This is a genomic window from Bacteroidota bacterium (genome assembly GCA_016713765.1).
GTDB classification, from domain to species: domain Bacteria; phylum Bacteroidota; class Bacteroidia; order AKYH767-A; family 2013-40CM-41-45; genus Pollutiaquabacter; species Pollutiaquabacter aromativorans.
On sequence record JADJON010000001.1, the window covers coordinates 2,419,208 to 2,439,449 of the forward strand.

15 protein-coding genes are annotated in these 20,242 nt (G+C 53.1%); 11 read left to right on the top strand and 4 right to left on the bottom strand.

Features of this window, described 5'->3' with window-relative positions; all coding sequences use genetic code 11:
* The 3 genes from IPJ96_09350 to IPJ96_09360 all read left to right on the top strand — a co-directional run bounded on the left by IPJ96_09350 (position 1) and on the right by IPJ96_09360 (position 5,838).
* Positions 1 to 2,181 (top strand): TonB-dependent receptor, encoded by a 2,181-nt coding sequence (locus IPJ96_09350; protein MBK7910552.1) that lies wholly within the window; start codon positions 1 to 3, stop codon positions 2,179 to 2,181.
* Positions 2,182 to 2,235: 54 nt separating this feature from the next.
* On the top strand, positions 2,236 to 2,760 hold the full coding sequence (locus IPJ96_09355; protein MBK7910553.1) for a hypothetical protein: 525 nt from the start codon (positions 2,236 to 2,238) through the stop codon (positions 2,758 to 2,760).
* A gap of 507 nt (positions 2,761 to 3,267) precedes the next feature.
* On the top strand, positions 3,268 to 5,838 hold the full coding sequence (locus IPJ96_09360; protein MBK7910554.1) for a PKD domain-containing protein: 2,571 nt from the start codon (positions 3,268 to 3,270) through the stop codon (positions 5,836 to 5,838).
* Positions 5,839 to 5,951: 113 nt separating this feature from the next.
* Here the strand turns inward: IPJ96_09360 and IPJ96_09365 are convergent, their stop codons facing one another.
* Genes IPJ96_09365 through mltG form a run of 4 tightly spaced genes read right to left on the bottom strand, consistent with a single transcriptional unit; the run spans position 5,952 to position 10,295 of the window.
* Positions 5,952 to 6,710 carry a TIGR00266 family protein gene (locus IPJ96_09365; protein MBK7910555.1) on the bottom strand — a complete coding sequence of 253 codons (759 nt, stop codon included), beginning with the start codon at positions 6,708 to 6,710 and terminating at the stop codon, positions 5,952 to 5,954.
* Between the two features lie 30 nt (positions 6,711 to 6,740).
* Entirely contained in the window at positions 6,741 to 8,156 is a 1,416-nt protein-coding gene (locus IPJ96_09370; protein ID MBK7910556.1) for a phosphoglucomutase/phosphomannomutase family protein, read from the bottom strand.
* Between the two features lie 28 nt (positions 8,157 to 8,184).
* Positions 8,185 to 9,273: a hypothetical protein gene (locus IPJ96_09375; GenBank protein ID MBK7910557.1), complete on the bottom strand. Its 1,089-nt coding sequence runs from the start codon at positions 9,271 to 9,273 to the stop codon at positions 8,185 to 8,187.
* Positions 9,274 to 9,275: 2 nt separating this feature from the next.
* On the bottom strand, positions 9,276 to 10,295 hold the full coding sequence (gene mltG, locus IPJ96_09380; protein MBK7910558.1) for an endolytic transglycosylase MltG: 1,020 nt from the start codon (positions 10,293 to 10,295) through the stop codon (positions 9,276 to 9,278).
* A gap of 139 nt (positions 10,296 to 10,434) precedes the next feature.
* Here mltG and IPJ96_09385 point away from each other — a divergent pair, with 139 nt between their 5' ends.
* The 8 genes from IPJ96_09385 (at position 10,435) to pstC (ending at position 20,242) form a co-directional block, all read left to right on the top strand.
* Entirely contained in the window at positions 10,435 to 10,800 is a 366-nt protein-coding gene (locus IPJ96_09385) for a hypothetical protein (GenBank protein MBK7910559.1), read from the top strand.
* A gap of 84 nt (positions 10,801 to 10,884) precedes the next feature.
* The gene (locus IPJ96_09390) at positions 10,885 to 11,256 is read left to right on the top strand and encodes a response regulator (protein MBK7910560.1); all 372 of its coding nucleotides are present in this window, start codon (positions 10,885 to 10,887) and stop codon (positions 11,254 to 11,256) included.
* Positions 11,257 to 11,267: 11 nt separating this feature from the next.
* Complete coding sequence (locus IPJ96_09395) at positions 11,268 to 11,954, top strand: response regulator transcription factor (protein MBK7910561.1); 687 nt, start codon at positions 11,268 to 11,270, stop codon at positions 11,952 to 11,954.
* 125 nt (positions 11,955 to 12,079) lie between these two features.
* Entirely contained in the window at positions 12,080 to 13,675 is a 1,596-nt protein-coding gene (locus IPJ96_09400; GenBank protein ID MBK7910562.1) for a T9SS type A sorting domain-containing protein, read from the top strand.
* Between the two features lie 177 nt (positions 13,676 to 13,852).
* Positions 13,853 to 16,666, top strand: coding sequence for a TonB-dependent receptor (locus IPJ96_09405; GenBank protein ID MBK7910563.1), 2,814 nt, complete (start codon positions 13,853 to 13,855; stop codon positions 16,664 to 16,666).
* Between the two features lie 135 nt (positions 16,667 to 16,801).
* Positions 16,802 to 18,151, top strand: coding sequence for a hypothetical protein (locus IPJ96_09410; GenBank protein ID MBK7910564.1), 1,350 nt, complete (start codon positions 16,802 to 16,804; stop codon positions 18,149 to 18,151).
* Positions 18,152 to 18,190: 39 nt separating this feature from the next.
* Positions 18,191 to 19,009 (top strand): PstS family phosphate ABC transporter substrate-binding protein, encoded by an 819-nt coding sequence (locus tag IPJ96_09415; protein MBK7910565.1) that lies wholly within the window; start codon positions 18,191 to 18,193, stop codon positions 19,007 to 19,009.
* Positions 19,010 to 19,036: 27 nt separating this feature from the next.
* Entirely contained in the window at positions 19,037 to 20,242 is a 1,206-nt protein-coding gene (pstC, locus tag IPJ96_09420; GenBank protein MBK7910566.1) for a phosphate ABC transporter permease subunit PstC, read from the top strand.

Here is a 20,242-nt window from a genome sequence, read left to right on the forward strand (position 1 = left end):
ATGCACCGGAAACTTACAAGGACAGGTCTGTTGCTTTGGCTGCTGCACGCATCAGACCCGGTATCGGCGCAGGCGCCGGATACCCTGCAGCGAGAACTCAAAGAAGTCACGATCACCGCGAGCCGTACGCCGGAACCCATCGGCGCGATCGGGCGGAGTGTATCCGTACTGGACAGACAAGCGATTGAGAATACTTCCTGTACAACGTTGGGAGAGCTCTTGTCGCGTCTGGCAGGCATTTATCTGCTCGGAGCCGGTCAAACACCCGGTTCCAACCAGACCATCTTCATGCGTGGCAGCAACAGCAATCAGACGGCTATCTACCTTGATGGAGTCCGGATAAATGATGTCAGCAGTGTGAACGGTGTTGCTGATCTGAGTGAATTGCCCTTGAGTTCACTTGATCGAATTGAAATATTGAGAGGTTCGCACAGTACGGTTTTTGGAAGTGCAGCCGTCGGAGGCGTAATCCTGTTGCAAAGCCGCGAGCCGGAAAAAGAAGGCTGGAACCTTCGCCTCGGTACCGGCGCGGGCATTTTTCGCACCTCCGGAAGCCAATGGAATACGGACATCAATCTGGGTCATCGCTGGAAGAACGGTTGCTGGGTATCCGCTTCAACAGAGCTGTTGTCGGTAAACGGCCTGGATGCCACCGTAGACACTACCGATGGAACTTCCGCCATTCCCCGTGACCAGGATGACTGGAAGAAGCAGAACTTTTCAATCGCCGGCGGTTGGACGTCGGGAAACTGGTCGTCACAAATCAGGTATCGGCGAACCGGCATGCAAACCGACATTGACCGAAGCGCCTATACCGATGACGACAATTACAACCTTGATTTCACCCGTCAGTTGATCAGCGGCGAGCTGAAGTGGAAAAAAGGCAATTGGCAGCTGGGGCTGAATGGCGGCTGGACGTCCAGCGAGCGTCTCTCGCTGAATGACTCGTCCCGGATCGACCTAACCGGTAACTATGATGGCAATTTTGCCGATGACCGCTATACCGGCCAACAACTGAACGGAGATCTGTTCGCCCACTATCTCGGTCAATCGTGGAGCATGCTCGCGGGGATCAACGCCTCCAGCGAGCAAATGAATCAGGAACATTTTTACTACAGCACGGCGTTCGGTTCGGTTTTCGAATCCCGCTCCACACTGGATTCCCTGAACCCCGATGCCCAACTCACCGCACCTTATCTGAAAATCAGGTTGGGTGGTGATTTGGTTTCACACAGGTTGCGTCCATTTTCATTGGTCGCCGGCATTCGCTCCGTACACCACAGCAGCTTCGGATCGATCCGGACCTTTGAGCTCAATCCAAGCTGGCAATTGGAGGAGAACAGTTTGTTGTTTGCATCCTTTTCGTCTGGATATAATCCCCCCTCCCTTTACCAGCTGTACGCACCGGAAACCTATCAGGCCTGGGACGGCACCAGCTACACGCCGACCACACGCGGGAACAAGGACCTTACCCCCGAATATTCTCAAGCGCTCGAATTCGGGATCCGTCAGCAATTGGCGAGTTCGGAGTTCAGCTTTTCCATTTTCCGGAACCGAACGGAAGATATCATCGATTACGTTTACCTGTGGAACGCTGCAGTTCCGGTGGATTCGCTCGGGACCGATTGGTCACGGGACGATTACCGGGGTGACCGATACATCAACATCGGCAACCAAACGGCCTATGGTGCTGAACTATCCGTACGAACGAAACTCAGCAACAAGGCGACAGCGACTGCATCCATGAGCATGATCGACGGTTACCTGGACATCAAATCGTCGGACGAACTGCAAACCAACGGCTATACGTTACAGGCCTTCAGCAATGGTGCCTTCCTATCGGAAGGCAAGCGGTTGCGGGGTTTGATCAGACGCCCTAATACGATGACAGCCGGAATCGAATTGAGCGTACGGGAAAATCTTGTGTTGAGCGCACGCGTTCAGTATGTCAGCGCCCGCAACGACAACTACTACGAAGCACTCTATGGTCCCTACGGTGCCTTAGGACGTCGTACCGTTGACGACTATTCACTGCTCGACGTATATTTCCATTGGAAACTCTCTCCAACTTTCCAGCTAACCGGCAGGGTCGAAAACCTACTGGATACCCGATACGAGGAGATTCTTGGTTTTTCGAGCCGGGGACGCGGGGCTTTCCTGAATCTTCAATATTCCCTTTGAAATCAAGACCTCTCCTACAAAACCAAAAAAACTATCTTTGTACAGCATCTTACTATGAACCGTAAGCCGACCTCCACTACAGAAACCCTCTGGATACTCGGGTTGATTCTGGTTGCCGCCGCGACCCGCATTATTCCGCATCCCTTCAACTTTACGGCACTTGGTGCCATGTCCCTGTTTTCAGGATCCAGGCTTCAGGACAGCCGGAAAGCCTACTTGCTTCCGTTTGCCGCCCTGTTCATGACTGACCTGATTTTGGGATTTCATGCTTCCATTCTCCCCGTCTACCTGGGTTTTGGAATTTACGTTTGGTTGGGTAGCCGAATGCGTAACCGGGAAAGTGTACTGAAGATTGGTGCCTCGGCCATTACCGGATCGATCCTGTTTTTCCTGCTGACCAACCTCCCATTCTGGTATGTTGACATTCAACTCTATCCGATGACGCTGGAAGGGGTTCGACAAAGTTATACCGCCGGACTACCTTATTTCGCCAATCAACTGGCTGCCGACTTGCTTTATGCTGCCGCCTTGTTCGGCATCCATTCCTGGGTGACCCGGAAGTCGGTTTCCCTGGCCTAAAAACTTGATTTAAAAAAAGAAACCCAGCCTTACGGGGCTGGGTTTTCTTATTTCAGCCTTACGGGGCTGATTGGAACCATTCAATCTTACGGGATTGAAAAAAGGCTTTACTGATGGTTCAGAGGGGGTGTTCCTGATCGAACACAGTGGGTTTAACGCCCCGTCTAATCCAAAGGATTGGTCATCGGGAACCTATCCCTTCCAATTGTAAGAATTTCGCGTCTTGCCAATATTTTCACTAAAAATCGACCCTTTCATCGGCAGCTCAACCCAAACAATCGCTTACCCTAAAGCCTCATTAGCCCATAATTCACAGCCTTTTACCGAATAAAATTGAAAGCCCGCGGTGTCGGGGTGGATATTTACATCACTCCACCGACCTGAAGTCACCGCATGAGATATATTTCGATTTTCTTCCTTTTTCTGGCCGTTTTTTCGAAAAACGAGAAAATTCAGGCATTAGCTCCCCCGGTTAGCGGAATTAACTGGAGCTCTGGAGGAAGCGGAATGGATTACCCGTCAAAAGTGATCGAAATGCCCGCAGGTGGAAATCTGATCCTGGGGACCGTAGGCTCGACCAATGGCGCTGTGATCGGTTCTCATGGATCCTCGGACATCTGGCTGGTCAGAACGGATGCAAACGGCAATATGCTCTGGCAATCCTGCTTCGGTGGGAGCGCCATGGACGTTGCCGGAAGTTTCGTAGCACTCCCGAATGGACACCTGCTGATCGCGGGTTATACCGCCTCACAAAATGGTGATGTAACCGCCAACCACGGTCAATTCGATGCATGGCTGCTCGAGGTTGACGCAACGGGCCACCTGGTCTGGCAAAAAACCTACGGCGGCTCCGCTTCCGATCTGTTGTACACCATTACCCTGGCTCCCAATGGAGACATCCTGTTGGGTGGCGGAACCTATTCCAATGATGGGGATGTGAATGGTCAGCATGGCAACCAGGACTTCTGGCTGCTCCGTACGGATGCCAGCGGGAACCTGCTCTGGCAGCGAAGCCTTGGCGGCAGTAACCACGAAGTATGCTACGGACTTGCCGTCTCCACCAGCGGTTATCTTCTTGCTTGCGGTGGCACCAACTCCACCAACGGGCAGGTGACCGGCAAGCGCGGCGCTTATGATGGCTGGGTGGTTTCCCTCGACGGTAACGGCAACTTGCAATGGTCTGCCTGCATGGGTGGAACCATGAGTGAAAGCTTCAGTGCCCTGACACTCAACGGGAACGAACTCCTTCTCGCTGGTTACACCAGTTCAAATGATGGAGACGTGCATGGAAACCATGGTTCTTCGGACGGCTGGCTGGTTCGCTGTGACCTTAACGGTAATTTGATCGACAGCCGTTGTTATGGTGGAAGCCAGGGGGATGCCCTCTACGCCATCGCCCTGGCAAGCAACAATCAACTTCTGGCGGCAGGTGGCACCCTTTCCACCGACGGCGACATCCGCCGGGGAATGGGTCTGGAAGACGCCTGGATCCTGCGCGCCTCCCGTAACCTTGACCTTTGCTGGAGCATGGCAGCCGGTGGTTCGGCGGTTGAGCGCGCCAGCAGCATCGCCCCGACGCAAGACGATGCTTTTCTGCTTGGCGCCTACTCCTACAGCACCGACGGTCTGCTTTCAAGCAATCAGGGATCATCCGATATCTGGGTTTCTCGCTTCGAATGCCGGCAACCCAACGCGTCGATCGGCCTGAGCATCGACACCACCTGCATCGGCATGCCGATCATCCTGACGAACAACTCTACGGACGCGGCGGCTACACTTTGGATGGCCGACGGGATCCTGTTCTCCAATGATACCAACACCCAGTACACCAATACTGATCCCGGACGTTTCAACATTGCTTTAGTTTCCGCGACCTGTGCCCTGACCGATACGGCGGAAGACCCGCTGGTGTTCGTCCGCCTTGACCAGCCCCTGATCACCCCGACCGGCAACGCCATCTGCGACGGACAACCCGTCGACCTCTACATCTTCTCTCCGGGCTCCATCCTCTGGAATACCGGGGCAACGGGTTCGGTCCTCCCGCAGGCAGCTGCCGGAACCTATCAGGCTACCATTTCCTGGCACGGATGTACCGCAACCACTGCGGCTTTCAATCTCACGGAACGCAATGCTCCGCATTTCAGCCTGGGCTCCGATACCACGATCTGTGATGCCAGTTCCATCACCCTTAATGGCCCGGCCGGGATGCTTTCCTACTTGTGGCAGGATGGCAGCACTGCAGCCAGCTACACGACGAACCTGGCCGGCTCTTACACCCTGACGATCAGCGATGGATACTGCACCGGCACCGACCAGATCGACGTTCAGACGCGGTCCTGTGCCATGCCGGTGGCCTCCTTCACCGTCAGCAGCCAGTCCGTTTGCCAGGGTTCGGCCATTCAGTTCTCGAATCAGAGTCAGCTTGCTACCAACTACACCTGGTATTTCCCGGGTGGTCAGCCTGCACAATCCACGGATATCAACCCGGTGATCACCTATACCGTTCCGGGGGTTTACAGCGTCATGCTGCTTGCTGAAAATGCGGCAGGCACGAACAGCAGGATGGAGATCAACTACATCACGGTACATGCGACGCCCGCCAGTCCGGTTATCACCTCGGTGGGCAACCAGCTTTTCTCCAGCCTTTCCGACAATTATCAGTGGCTCCTGGACGGCTCCTCCATCAATGGCGCTACCCAGCAAAGTCACTTCGCGATTCAGGAAGGCAGCTATCAGGTGATCGTATCGGATGCTGCAGGATGTTCAGCGATCTCCGAACCGTTCCTCTTTCAGTCAACGGGCACCTTCAACCTGAACGACGAACAACTGCAAATCTACCCCAACCCGGCTCACGAACAATTCCGCGTCCTGCTGCCGGAAGGCTTCGGTGATGCTCAGGTGATCATTACCGATATGACCGGGAAAACGATGTTGATAACTGAGATTCAACATTCAGAACCTGCTGCCGGAAGCCTCGTAACCCTATCCGAGGAAATGCCGGCAGGCGCTTATATCGTATCCATCCGCTCGCAATCGAATCTTCAACAACAATCGAATCAATACCTCATTAAAAACTAAACAACATGGCTTACGCAATCACCGCCGTTTACCTCTTGGGGCTTGGCTACATGGTTATCAACCACCTTCGGAAGAAGGAGTCGGCCAAAGGCTGATCACCGGAAAGCTACCGGTCAGTCTCTTCCGCTGATGATGCCTCCGAGCAATCCTCCGATTCCGGAAGATTGTTCCTTGTTCCGCCCCCAAGCGGCGGCGGCCATGATCCGGTCAGCGAGACGAACGAAGGGCAGGCTCTGAAGGAATACGATGCCGGGTCCGGTTAGTTTGGCGTAGAACAAACCTTCTCCGCCGAAGAGTACGTTCTTAAATCCGCCGATGAACTGGATGTCGTAGTCGACGCTTGGTTGAAAGGCGACCAGGCAACCGGTATCGACCCGTAGGGTTTCATTGGGCTGCAAGGTTCGCTGGATGATCGCACCTCCGGCGTGCACGAACGCTTTTCCGTCACCGGAAAGTCGTTGGAGAATGAATCCTTCTCCGCCGAACAATCCTGCTCCGAGCCTTTTCGTGAATTCCACTGAGATGTCGATGCCCTGCGCGGCACAGAGGAATCCGTCCCGTTGGCAGAGAAAGGTCCCACCGTACTGGGTCAGGTCCAGGGGAATGATCTTTCCCGGATAAGGAGCCGCGAATGTTACCCTGCTTTTATTATTGGCGGTATTCAGGAAAGAGGTGATGAAAAAGCTCTCGCCGGAGATCATTCGTTTCAAGCCCGAGAAGATACCGCCGCCGGTTCCGGTTTGCATCTGGATTCCATCCTCCATGAAAAGCATGGCACCGACCTCTGCGCGAACGGCCTCGCCCGGATCCAATTCGATTTCGACCGCCTGAATGTCGTCGCCCAGGATGCGGTAATCAATATCGTGTGCCATGGTTCGGGTTTTTGGAGAACAACAACAAGTTTAGGATTTCAACAAGGTTTCCTGCGCGGCTTTCAGAATAGCAAAGGCGCCTTCGCGGGTTGATGATTCCGCATACGTCCGCAACACCGGCTCAGTTCCGGAAGCGCGGATCAACAGCCATTCCCGGTTTTCGTTGTCGAAGAAGTATTTGTAACCGTCAAGGTCTTCTGTTCGTGCGACTTTGTAGGCCCCGAATGCCGAATAGGCTCCAGCCGCGGTATTGGCAACGATCCGGTCTTTCACAGCCTGATCAAGGTGCAGGTCGTTTCGCTCAAAAGAAAACGGACCGACGATGTCGTACACTTCCCGGATAAGTTCCGGCAGGGTTTTTCCGCTCTTCGCCATGAATTCCCAGATCACCAATCCCATCCAGATTCCATCGCGCTCCGGGATATGACCTTTGATGGCGATTCCACCGCTCTCTTCCCCTCCGATCAGTACATCTTCCCGCACCATGATCTCACAGATGTACTTGAATCCGATCTTGACCGTCTCAAGCGTCAGACCGTAATGCTTGCATAGTTTCTCCACCTTGGGTGTGGTACTGAAAGCCGTGCAGACCTTACCCGTCATTCCCTTGTATTTTACCAGATAGTGGATCAGCAAGAGGATGATGTGGTGCGAGTCGATGAAGTTTCCTTCGCCATCGTACATGCCGATCCGGTCGGCGTCGCCATCGGTTACGACAGCACAGGAATATCCTTTGGTGCTGGTCAGTAGTTGGTGGAGATCGCGAAGGTTCTTATGGATCGGTTCCGGCGCCTGCCCGTGGAATCCGGGGTTATTGTCGCAATGCAATAAGGTGATGTCGGGGAATAGTCGGCGCATTACATTCTGACCTGCGCCAAACATGGCGTCATACGCCAATTTCATTCCTGAACGACGGATAGCTTCCAGGTCAAAATTCGCTTCGACGTGTCGTATGTATAAATCTTCCAGGTTGACATATTCCAGCATCCCGGTCTTTTCAAATCCTGCCAAAACGATCCGGTCAAGGTCAAGCGAGCAGTGGTCCGGGATGATATCTTCAATCTGTTGAACATCCGACGGACTGAGCGGGCCGCCGAACGAGCCCTTCAGTTTGAAACCATTGTAGGAAGGCGGATTGTGAGAAGCCGTCAGGATGACTCCCAGATCGGCCTTCAGTTTCACCGCGCCGAGGGAAATCATCGGAGTCGAAACGAATCCCCTGGCCAGGGAAACCTTGACGCCGCGTTCACAGAGCACCTTGGCGACTGTCTCGGCAAACAGCTCGCCGGCAAAGCGACAGTCGTGACCTAATACAATATGAGGCTGTTTCTTTTGCTTCTTCAACCAGGCTGCCGTAGCCTCTGCGACGCGTGCCACATTGGCAACGGTGAAATCCTTCGCGATGATGGCACGCCAGCCATCGGTTCCAAACTTGATCTTGCTCATTCGATATCTTCTGTGACGCCCTAAGTCTTCAGGGAACGAACTCGGAAAGCCGGTTCCATTCCCAGGTCTGAAGGGCTTTTTTCAGCCCACTCGAACGATCCGGCGCAATGGTTTCGTCGTTCAATTGCAGGATGCGAAAATAAAACTCTTTTTCGTTCAAAAGGTCTAAAAACTGCCTGAAACCGACTACTAATTCCATCCTCGCAAGGTCTTCCAGCGAGGTGGATCTCAATGGTTTTCCGTCCACCCAAAAGCGGACGGCCTTAAGCCGGGATTCGATGATTTCGCCGTTCCGGTGCCACTCCTCTTCGACTTCTATCGCGGAGAGCCGGAGCGGTTTCTCTACAGTAAAATCGCTTAAAGCATCACCGCCCAGGTTGAAATACACTTCCCGATTTTCATTCAGGTATTGTTGTATAGAACCCAGCAGCCTTGCCGCTGCGGCCGTTGGTTCATCCCGTACCGTCATGGAATCTTCCACCATCCAGGTGATGCGCTTGCAGGTATGCTCCGGAGCACCGGTCTTTCCGGTAACGAACTGACGGACCGATTCGCGCAACCGGAGGGCATCGACAACATCTTTCACCTGCTTGTTGCCAAATTGAAGGATGGTGTACAGGTAATACTTGTTCAGCAAGACGGTTCCAAAGTCAAGTTTGCAATCGCCATTGGCGTTGAGTTTGAGCAGCGAGGCGCGGAATAAACTGTCCAGGGGAGCATGATCGACATAACCAAAAGAAACTTCTTCCCCGGACGTTGTACGGGAAGAGAGAAAATATCCCAACGTCCGGAGCCGCCCTTTTTTCTGGTCAAGGTTCCAGTATTCGTAGATAAACAGTTGGGGCAGGTCACGGATCAAGGTACCCGAACTACGCTCCACCCGGGCGAGCGCTTCCGGTGTGATGGCAAAATTCTTCTTTGGACCATCCCACAACGTCACCTTTCCCTCTCTGATCCAGGGTTCAATCAATGCGGGCAACTGCTCGACGAGGTTAAAACCCAGGCTATCCGGTTGATCCGCCTTGCTGACAAAAAGTAATACCGGCGTCTCCCGCGCGGCGAGCTTGGAAAAACAACCCAGTAGCAGGAAGACCAAAAAAACAGTGGTGTATCTCATGATCAGTTACGGATACCTCGCCGATCCAGCGCCTTTTGAAATCTTCGCGCATTGACAAGGTGTTGTACATAGGTGGCCGCGAACGCGTGATAGCCCGAGAAGTCATCGCGCGCGCAGAAATAATAGTAGTTATGCGCCTGATAATTGAGGACCGCGTCAATCGAGGCGGATGTTGGAAGGCAGATCGGTCCGGGAGGCAGACCGGCATACAGGTAGGTATTGTAGGGTGAGTCGATGGTCTTGTGAATATTGAGCACCCGGGTAATGGTAAAATCCCCAAGCGCGTAAACAAGCGTGGGGTCGGCATCCAGGCGCATCCCCTTTTTCAGGCGGTTCAGATAGACCCCGGCTATTATGGGTTTCTCGTCGTTGCGATTCGTTTCCTGTTGAACGATACTGGCAAGGATGGAGACTTCCACTTGTTGTAGTCCGATCCGCTTCGCCTTCTGCTGCCGCGAAGCGTTCCAGAACTTCGCATACTCCTTTTTCATGCGTTGGAGAAACTGATCCGCCGAAGTATTCCAATAAAACTCGTAGGTATCCGGCAGGAACATGGCCAGCACATTCCCTGCATTGAAACCCAGTGGCTGGAGGTAGTCATTATCTTCCAGCAGATGCAGCAGCGCATCCGGTTCCAGTTCCAATTGCTGCCCGATCCGATCCGCCAACTCGCGCGTAGTCCGGATGTTGTTGAAAACCAACTTGACCGGTGTCTGCCGTCCGGATCGAAGGAGTTGAACCAGTTCCCGGTTACTCATCCCTGACCGGAGTTTATATCGTCCGGGCTTTACGTCTGATCCGTATTTCATCCTCCCGGCGGTCCACCGGAATGAAGCTTCGTCTTTCAGCGCCTTTTTCTCGTGCAGTAGGTTGATCACATCATCGAAATCGGCTCCCGTAGGGATCAACAGGAAATTCCGGTTGGGGTCGGCCACTTCAACATTGGGCTGATAGATCCTTTCGTAGGCCACATAGCCGATTCCACCGATCACCAACAATAACACGAATACCCCTGCCCACATCCAGCGGAGTATGGTCCTTCTTCTCTTAGTACTCATCTTGCTCTAGCTAAGGTAGCCAGGAGGCTTATCGGAAGCGTAACAGTCCGTTAATTTTTTCTCAACACGACCAGCCTTATTTCACCATCAAATTCATATGACCATGAACCTCCGAATCTATCACCTGGAAAGAGCAGCCCTGCATTCCCGTTGCAAATCGGTCTTTGTCACCCTCGGCTACCAGCTAATCGAAGAGGATCCACTCAACTGTATCCTGCGAGCCGTGCGTGAGGAGCCCGCAGGGGCCTGTTCGAGTCTGCTTGATATCCGGATAAAAAAAGAGCCGGATGGAATTCAAGTGCTGGTCCTCAGCGGACAGCGATCGAATGTATTCGGGACCATCCGGTTTGATCCGGATGGGGAAACGGAATTCATCGAACATTTTTTGTTTGCCATCCAGCCCGCCGTAATCCGTCATCCCGAATTTCGGCTAACAGAAGCCGATTATGCGTTTGCATCCGGTTTTTGAGCCAATGGTCTTAACAATTAATTCACCCCGGATTAATCGCGGGTTTACGTTGGGTGGACATCTTTGAATCGATAAACCGAACAAATGAACAAGCCCTTAAAAGTCCTGGTGGTAGATGATGAACCGGATGTAGTCGAAATCCTGAGCTACAATCTTTCCAGGGAGAACTACCTGGTCTATAAGGCCTACAATGGCAGTGATGGGGTTCGTGTCGCTCACGAAGTTCATCCCGACCTCGTGATCATGGATATCCGGATGCCGGGAATCAATGGCATTGAAGCCTGCCGTCAGATGAAGCAGGACGATGAAACCAAGACCATTCCCGTACTATTTCTCACGGCCGATGCGGATGAATACACCACCATGAACGCCATCGAGGCCGGTGGTGACCACTTTATCACCAAACCGATTCGTCCACAGATACTGATGGGCATGATCGCGGAACTAATTCGATGACCATGATGTTCATGTCCTACGCACCCGCAGCACCTTTACTTCTCGTAGCCGAATCCACCGCCGAACACCGCCAGCTTGCAGAATTCCTGAGTGATGCCGGTTGTTCGCTCACCTGGGTGCATCGCAGTTCCGATGCCCTTCCCGTACTGGCTAACCTGGATACCGGCGCTGTCATCCTTGACTCCGGAAACAATCTTCTGGCAAGCCTGGAACTATGCTTTTCCATCAAATCGGCTCATCATCACCGCAATCTTCGTGTCATCATCCTGGGTCATACCAATGAAAGCCGGGAAGAGATCGCGGCCTTTGATGCAGGGGCCGACGACTTTATCCGCAGGCCGCTGGAGCCGGAGATCGTATTCAAACGGCTGCGTGCCCGACTTGACTATCCGGCAAACGGACGGGCGCAGTTTGCCAATAGCAAAGACAATCTGATCATTGACCGTGAGGCGTATGCCGTGTATCTCAACCAGCAACCTGTACCGGTTTCGCGTAAGGAATTCGAGCTGTTGCACCTGATGGCGGCACAACCGGGTAAAGTATTTACCCGGGAAGAGATCTTCGAAAAGGTCTGGAAGCGCAAGCCTTCCCAAAATGACCGGACCATTGATGTCCACATTCTCCGTTTACGCAGAAAACTGGGATCTGATTTCATTACCACCCAGAAGGGAATCGGCTACCGTTTCATGCAAGCCTGAGGGTGGTGAATCGGCGTTGTTCACACGACGTTCACGATTTCATAAACAAGGATTCAGACAGCATTAACGACCGGGTAAACCGGTCGTTCTTTTTTTGCAGTCAAGAACCAATCAAAAACCAAGACATGAAACAACTCTACATTCTCGCGGCTCTTCTCCTGGGACTCAACCTGGGCGTACGTGCACAAAGTGTGATCACCGTGAGCGGCGACATCAGCGCCAACACGACCTGGACGAGCAACAACATCTACCTGCTCAGCGGATTCGTCTATGTAACGAACAACGCGGAACTGACGATCGAACCGGGTACCGTCATCAAGGGCGATAAAGCCACCAAAGGAAGTCTCATCATTACCCGCGGCTCGAAGATCTGGGCCGACGGCACCTCATCCGCACCGATCGTTTTCACGTCCAACGAGCCGGTCGGCACCCGCACCTATGGTGATTGGGGCGGACTGATCATCCTTGGGAAAGCGTCTATCAATGATCCTGCCGGCGAGAAAGTCATCGAAGGCGGTGTGGATCCCGTCAAAGGACTCTATGGCGGAACAGATGACGCCGATAATTCTGGAACCCTGCGATATGTCCGGATTGAATTTCCGGGAATCGCCTTTCAGCCGAACAACGAGATCAACGGACTTACACTCGGAGGCGTTGGCAACGGAACTACCATCGATTATGTCATGGTCAGCTTCTCCGGCGACGATGCATTCGAATGCTTTGGTGGTACGGTGAACGCGAAGCACCTGATCTCCTACCGTACACTGGATGATGATTTCGACACGGACTTCGGCTTCCGTGGAAAGATGCAATTCCTGGTAGCCTTGCGTGACAGCAATGTAGCGGACGTTTCCGGTTCGAACGGCTTCGAGTCCGACAATGATGCGACGGGGTCCACCAACAACCCGCTGACGCAGCCCATCTATTCCAATGTAACGATCATCGGACCGATGACTACGGCTTCCACGCAAATCAACAGCAACTTCAAACGCGGCTCCCACCTTCGCCGTTCCTGCAAGACGAGCATCTTCAACAGCGCCATCGCGGGTTTCCCGACGGGGCTCCTGGTTGACGGTGCCAACTGCGAAGCCAACGCTACCAATAATGAGCTCCAATACCAACATAACGTACTGGCCGGTTGTGCAACGCCGCTTGCCGTCGCCAGTGGTTCTTCCTGGGACATCAGTGCCTGGTTCACTACTCCCGCATATGGTAATGAACAACTCACCAACAGTTCCGACCTGCAATTGATGGATCCGAACAACTATGCCAATCCCGACTTCATGCCTTCTGCCGGCTCTCCCCTGCTTTCGGGAGCGGACTTCTCCTCGAACTACCTGAACGATCCGTTCTTCGAGAGTGTCAGCTACCGGGGCGCGTTTGGAAACAGCGATTGGACAAACGGTTGGGCCAACTACGACTGCGAGAATACCAACTACACGGTTGGAATCAGCGAGATCAACTCGATTCGCTCCATCTCCGCCTACCCGAATCCGGCTCATCGCTTTGCAGTCGTTTCCTTTTCACTCGAGCAGGCTTCCGATCTTTCGGTATCCGTTATCGATCTGGAAGGCCGTGAGGTAATTTCCCTGCAACCGGAACGCTATTTAGCAGGAGAACATCGCATCGAATTGAACGTGGAAGCGCTTGCCCGGGGCATCTACACCCTCGTCATGCGCAACGAATCAGCGATCACGACGCTGCGCCTTGCGGTCAATTGATCCGCACATAAAGGCAAAACAGACAGGCCGGCCCATCAGCCGGCCTGTCTGTTTATATGGTGTTTACGATACGTTCACAAATCCTTGCATGCTTCATGTTGCATTAACATAGGCTTAAACAGGTCGTAAGGTTTCCGTTACACTGCCATTGTACGTTTACAACCGATAGCAAAGCACATGAAACACCTCTATTGCCTCCTACTATTGACATTCGGCCTGAATCTGCTCGCACTCGGCAACGACGATGGTTTGAGTGGACGTGTGACCGGTGTCGTGATTGACAAAGCGAACGGAGAAACGCTGATCGGTGTCCCGGTCATGATCGAAGGCACGACGCTGGGCGCTGTTACGGACCTGGACGGACGTTACCTGATCACCAACATTCCCAATGGCACCTATAACATCGTGTTTCGCTATATCGGCTATACCACGAAGATCATCCGTAACGTAGCGGTCCAGGAGGGATCTCCGGTAAATCTTGACGTCAGCCTGGAGAACTCCAGCCAACAGCTCAACGAAGTGGTCGTCACGGCTGATATGAAACGGGAAAGCGTGGGATCGATCATCCTGATGCAGAAGAAGAGCGCGACGGTGCAGGACGGCATATCCGCAGAAACCATCCGGAAAACACCGGATAAGAATACCGGCGAAGTCGTTCGTCGCATCAGTGGCGCCAGCATCCAGGAAGGCCGTTTCGTGATCATCCGCGGATTGAATGAGCGTTACAATGGGGCCTTGTTGAACGTTGTGCCACTGGCAAGTTCCGAGCCTGACCGGAAGGCATTCTCGTTCGATCTTTTCCCGGCCAACATGCTGGATAATCTCATTATCGTCAAAACAGCATCGCCGGAACTTCCGGGTGAATTCTCCGGCGGTCTCTTACAACTCAATACCCGCGATATTCCGGATCAGAATTTCTTCAGCTTCTCCGCGGGCACCGGCCTGAACACGATCTCGACGTTCAAGAAGTATCGTTCGTATCAAGGCGGCAAAACCGACTGGTTGGGCTTTGATGACGGCACTCGCGCGTTGCCTTCGGAATTTCCCCAGGCCGAAACGCTACAGCGCGCCTCCCAGGCCGACAAAATCAAGTACAGTAAACTCCTGCCCAACGATTGGGCGACCGAGGAAAAAGCTTCCACTCCGCTTACCCAGACCTATCAGGCATCCATCGGGCGTACCGGGAAACTTCTTCGGAACGACTTTGGTCTCATCGCTTCCATCAGCTACAGCAACGGCCGGAGAACACAGGAATTCGAGCGTGCTGACTACGATTTCGATGGTTCGCAGAATTTCGATTTCCAGGATCAGCAATACCGGGAGAATGTTTTCTGGGGCGCCTTGCTGAATGCCTCGTATAAGATCGGCGATCGTCATAAGATCAGCTTCAAGAATCTCTACTCCGACAACGCGGAAGACATGACCATCCAGCGTGAAGGAATCGATATCGAGAACCAACAATACATCAACGCGTTCGCGCTTCGGTATTCATCGACACGCTTCCTGAATTCGATCCTGTCCGGTGAACATGCGCTCTCCGCAGGTGGAACCCGACTGAAGTGGAACGGCAGCTATACCGAGATACGACAGGACGTTCCCGACCTGCGTCGAATGTACTACTACCGGAATCTCGATCCGTCACTCGAGGATACAACCCTCTATGCCTATGTCCCATTCGGAACGGCATCCCCCAACTATGCCGGAAAGTTCTATTCGGATCTGGGCGAAAAGGTTTACAACGGCGACTTCAGTCTGCAGACACCTCTCAAATTCCTCGGAGAAAACCAGACCGTCAAGTTCGGCTTCTTTGAACAATACAAATCCCGCTCCTTCGATGCCCGCGTACTCGGTTATGTCATCACCAATGCCGGTCAATTCAACTGGAACCTGTTGCAGTCACCCATCGAAACACTGTTCAATCCGGAGAATATGGGTCCCCGGGGTTTCCGGATCGATGAAATCACCAATCCTTCCGACGCGTATACCGCCAGCACGAATCTGCATGCCGGATTCATCCAGTTCGACAATCTAGTGCACAAGAACATCCGGCTCGTGTGGGGCGTTCGGGTCGAAAACTTCATCCAGAAGCTGAACTCCTTCGGATACAGTAATGATACCATTCGGGTACGCGAAAATTACACCGACCTGCTGCCTTCCATCAACGTATCCTGGTCCCTTTCCGAGAAGACCAATCTGCGAATTGCAGCTTCACAAACGGTGGCACGTCCGGAATTCCGGGAGCTGGCGCCTTTTAGCTTCTATGATTTCTCCACCGCCAGTACGATCCAGGGAAATGACACGCTGGTGCGCACCCGCATCAAGAATTTCGACCTGCGCTACGAGTACTACCCTGCACCGGGTGAAATTCTCAGCGCATCGGTCTTTTATAAGGACTTCACGAATCCGATCGAGCCCGTTGTAGAAAGTTCAGGTGCCGGTTCCCGTCGGGTCAGTTTCTGGAATGCGGGCAGCGCTTACGCGTATGGCCTGGAGCTGGAATGGAGAAAGAAACTGGAATTCGTCGACGGACTGCTGTCGTGGAACCAGTGGGAAAACTTCAGCTTGTACGGTAACGTTTCGCTGATTCGTTCGCGGGTGGATGTCTCCAACGATCCCAGGGCTACTGGTCCGAGACCACTGCAAGGGCAATCGCCCTATGTGCTCAACGGGGGCTTGCAATACCAGAATCCGCGTAGCGGACTTGGGGTGAATGTGGTCTACAACCGTATCGGCAGAAGGATCTTCCAGGTTGGCAACCAGGGCTATCTGAGCATCGAAGAAACGCCCCGTGACCTTATCGATCTCCAGATCAGTAAGCGGGTCTTCACGAAAGGTGAAGTGCGCCTGACGATCGGTGACCTCTTGAACCAGGCAGGGCACTTCTATCAGGACCAGAACAAGAACGGACGCTACGCCGCCGACATCGATACCGGAATTTCATCGGTCCGTTTCGGCACCAACATCAACCTTACGCTGAGTTACAAGCTGTAATCTAGGAGATTGAATTTCAGCGACATACATAACAATTAGTTCACTTGTCGTTCACATTTAACCTTAACTTAATATAGGCCGGCCACTGCGTTAACATGGTGTGAATTCTTTTGCATTCAAACCACACCACACGCAATGAAACGATCCATCACCTTGTTACTGGGACTCCTGCTGGGAATCGGCTCCCTCTCGGCCCAAGAAACGGAATTGAACCCCTTGGATACGCTGACCAGTCACGTAGCCGGAATACGTCAGGAACTCGATGTACTGAAGCGGCTTAAGCTAAGCGGATATGTTCAGGCTCAATTCCAGGTAGCGGATTCCGCGGGTGAGAGTTCCTTTGAAGGCGGAAATTTCCCTTCCGGCGTTGATAAACGATTCCAGATCCGCCGTGGGCGAATCAAAGCTCAATATGATGGCGTTCTGAACGACAAGGGCTGGTCAACCACGCAGGTAGTGATTCAATTCGATCTCTCCGAGCGCGGGCTGCGCCTCATGGATGGTTATATCAAGATCACGGATCCCTATACCGGTTGGTTCTCACTCACCACCGGATTGCAAAACCGGCCATTCGGCTACGAAGTGATCTATTCTTCCTCGCTTCGCGAATCACCCGAACGTGGCCGCATGTCCCAACTGATCTTCCCGAACGAACGGGACCTCGGCGCCATGCTGACGATCCAGGGTCCGAAATTGTCGAACTGGAACTGGTTGAAACTCGAAGCCGGACTCTTCAACGGTACAGGCGCCCCCAATCCGAACCTCGATGTAACCGACTTCGATAAAAAGAAGGACTTTATCGGACACATCACCTTCGCGCGTACCAATACAGCAGAGACCTTCAAGTATAGCGGTGGCATCTCCTACTACAACGGCGGTTACCGGATCGATACGCTGATGTATGCCATGTCAACAGACAGCCTCGGAGTAAAAGGTTTCCGTCAGTCCAACGCCATGACCGACATCCCAACCGCGTTGGTCAACCGGGACTTCACCCACCGCGAATACTACGGGGCCGATCTTCAACTCAGCCTCGACTGGAAAGCCGGCATCACGGTACTTCGTGGCGAATACATTCAGGGCGACCAACCCGGACTCGGTTCCGATACGAAGAGTCCCAATACCAACAGCCCTGTTCTCAAACCGATCTACAACCGCGCATTTAACGGCGCCTACTTCTATCTCTGCCAGGGGATCGGCCATACTCCCTTCTCCGCCGTCATCAAATATGACTGGTACGATCCGAATACGGACGTGAAAGGTGATGAAATCGGAAAAGCTACGGCAAATGGTTTGAAGACCACCAATGCAACGGACCTCCGGTTCGACACCTGGGGATTCGGAGCAGCCTGGCGTATGGATGCCAACACCCGCATCAGCGCCTATTTCGACCTGGTCAAAAATGAAACCAGCAAGAACCTTAACCTCTACACGGTCGATCAGCACGACAACGTGTTCACGCTTCGTGTACAGACACGATTCTAACATTCGATAACCGAGATACAACTATCAGCAGATAAGAAAATGAAAAAGACACTGATTATCCTGTCGATCCTGGCTACCGCCTTTCAGGCCCTGGGTCAGAAAATTGTCGTAAAAGGCAGCGACACTGTGCTTCCGCTTACACAAAAAGAAGCGGAACGGTACATGAAAAAGATGTCCGGAAATTCAGTCACGGTCGTCGGTGGCGGTTCGGGCGTAGGAATTGCCGCCCTCATGGATGGCACTACGGATATCGCCATGTCATCCCGACGACTGAAGATGGACGAGCGTCTCAAACTTCAGGAGGCCGGGAAGCCGTTTAAGGAAGTGGTAGTCGCCAATGACGCGCTTTCCGTTATCGTACATCCTGCCAATAAAGTAACAAAGCTTACCCGCGAACAGATCGAAGGGATCTTCACCGGTAAGATCAAGAACTGGAAAGAAGTCGGCGGAGCGGATCTCACGATCGTGGCTTACTCCCGCGAAACCAGTTCGGGCACGTATGAGTTCTTCAAAGAGCATGTGTTGAATCGGAAGAACTATGCTTCCACCGTTCTGAACATGCCGGCGACCGGCGCCATCATCCAGTCCGTCAGTCAGACCAAGGGTGCGATCGGGTATGTCGGCCTGGCTTACGTAACGAAAGAAGTGAAAGACGTTGCAGTTTCCTACGATGGGGGCAAGAACTATGTCCTGGCCACCAAGGAGAACGCCATCAACAAGACCTATCCGGTCGTTCGTCCGCTCTATTATTACTATCAGACTTCCAAAGAAAAGCTGGTGAAACCGTTTGTGGACTTCATCTTGTCCTCCGAAGGTCAGCAGATCGTAGACGAAGTCGGTTACATCCGGCTTAAATAAAACTGCGACAACCCTCAGAAAAAGGTTGTGAATACACGATTTAAACGATTCCTGGAAAGCCTCGTCGAAGGCCTCCTGACGATCAGCGGTACCGTAACCACGTTTACGGTGCTGCTGATCGTTCTTTTCCTGTTCCGGGAAGGCGCTTCACTCTTTTCCACCTCACCGGTCGAGAACAATAACCTCCTGGTCGTGCATGCGGGTAATCCCGTCAGCCACCTCAGCGCGACGCAGTGTAAAGACATTTTTGATCAGAAGATCACCCATTGGAATGAAATCGGTGGAAAGCCGGATTCGATCCGCATCGTGACGATCAATGAACTGACCAATTATTTTTCCGAAGAAGAACTGGGGGCCGAATTCGAGTTCCTGCCGGACCGGATCAATCAATTGGTCGACAGTTTTCCCGACATCCTGGCGGTAATCAATGCCAAGTACCGGAACGCCTCCTTCCCCGGAAAGGTAATTGAAATTGACAAGAACAATCTTCCCGATTTTCTTGGCGGTAAAGAGTGGTTTCCTACCGCCGAGCCGGTCGTACAGCTTGGAGTGCTCCCACTCATTCTGGGCACCCTGATGGTCTCCATATTCGCCATCCTCTTCGCGCTTCCAATCGGTCTGGCTACGGCCATCTATCTGGCAGAAGTCGCCGACGAGCGTGTACGCAAAGTCCTGAAACCGGTCATCGAACTGCTGGCAGGCATCCCGTCTGTCGTATATGGGTTCTTCGGCTTGATCGTCATCGTGCCCATGATTCACGATGTGTTCCAGTTACCCGTCGGCGAAACCGCGCTGGCGGGATCGATCGTACTCGCCATCATGGCGCTTCCCACCATCATTACGGTATCGGAAGACGCGATCCGCAATACGCCGCGTGCCATGAAGGAAGCTTCGCTTGCACTGGGCGCGAACCGCTGGCAGACCATTCACCGGGTCGTGATCCCCTATTCCATTTCCGGCATCTCTGCCGCGGCCATTCTGGGTATCGGGCGTGCCATCGGTGAGACCATGGCCGTGCTGATGGTTACCGGCAACGCAGCCGTCATGCCTCATTCCCTGCTCCAACCGGTACGAACCATACCGGCAACGATCGCAGCAGAACTCGGAGAAGCGCCGCAAGGCGGTGTCCACTATAAAGCGCTGTTTGCACTTGGTTGCATACTCTTTCTACTCACCATGCTGATCAACCTGTGGGTAGAATCCATTTCCCGAAAACAGAAACGCCATCGTTGA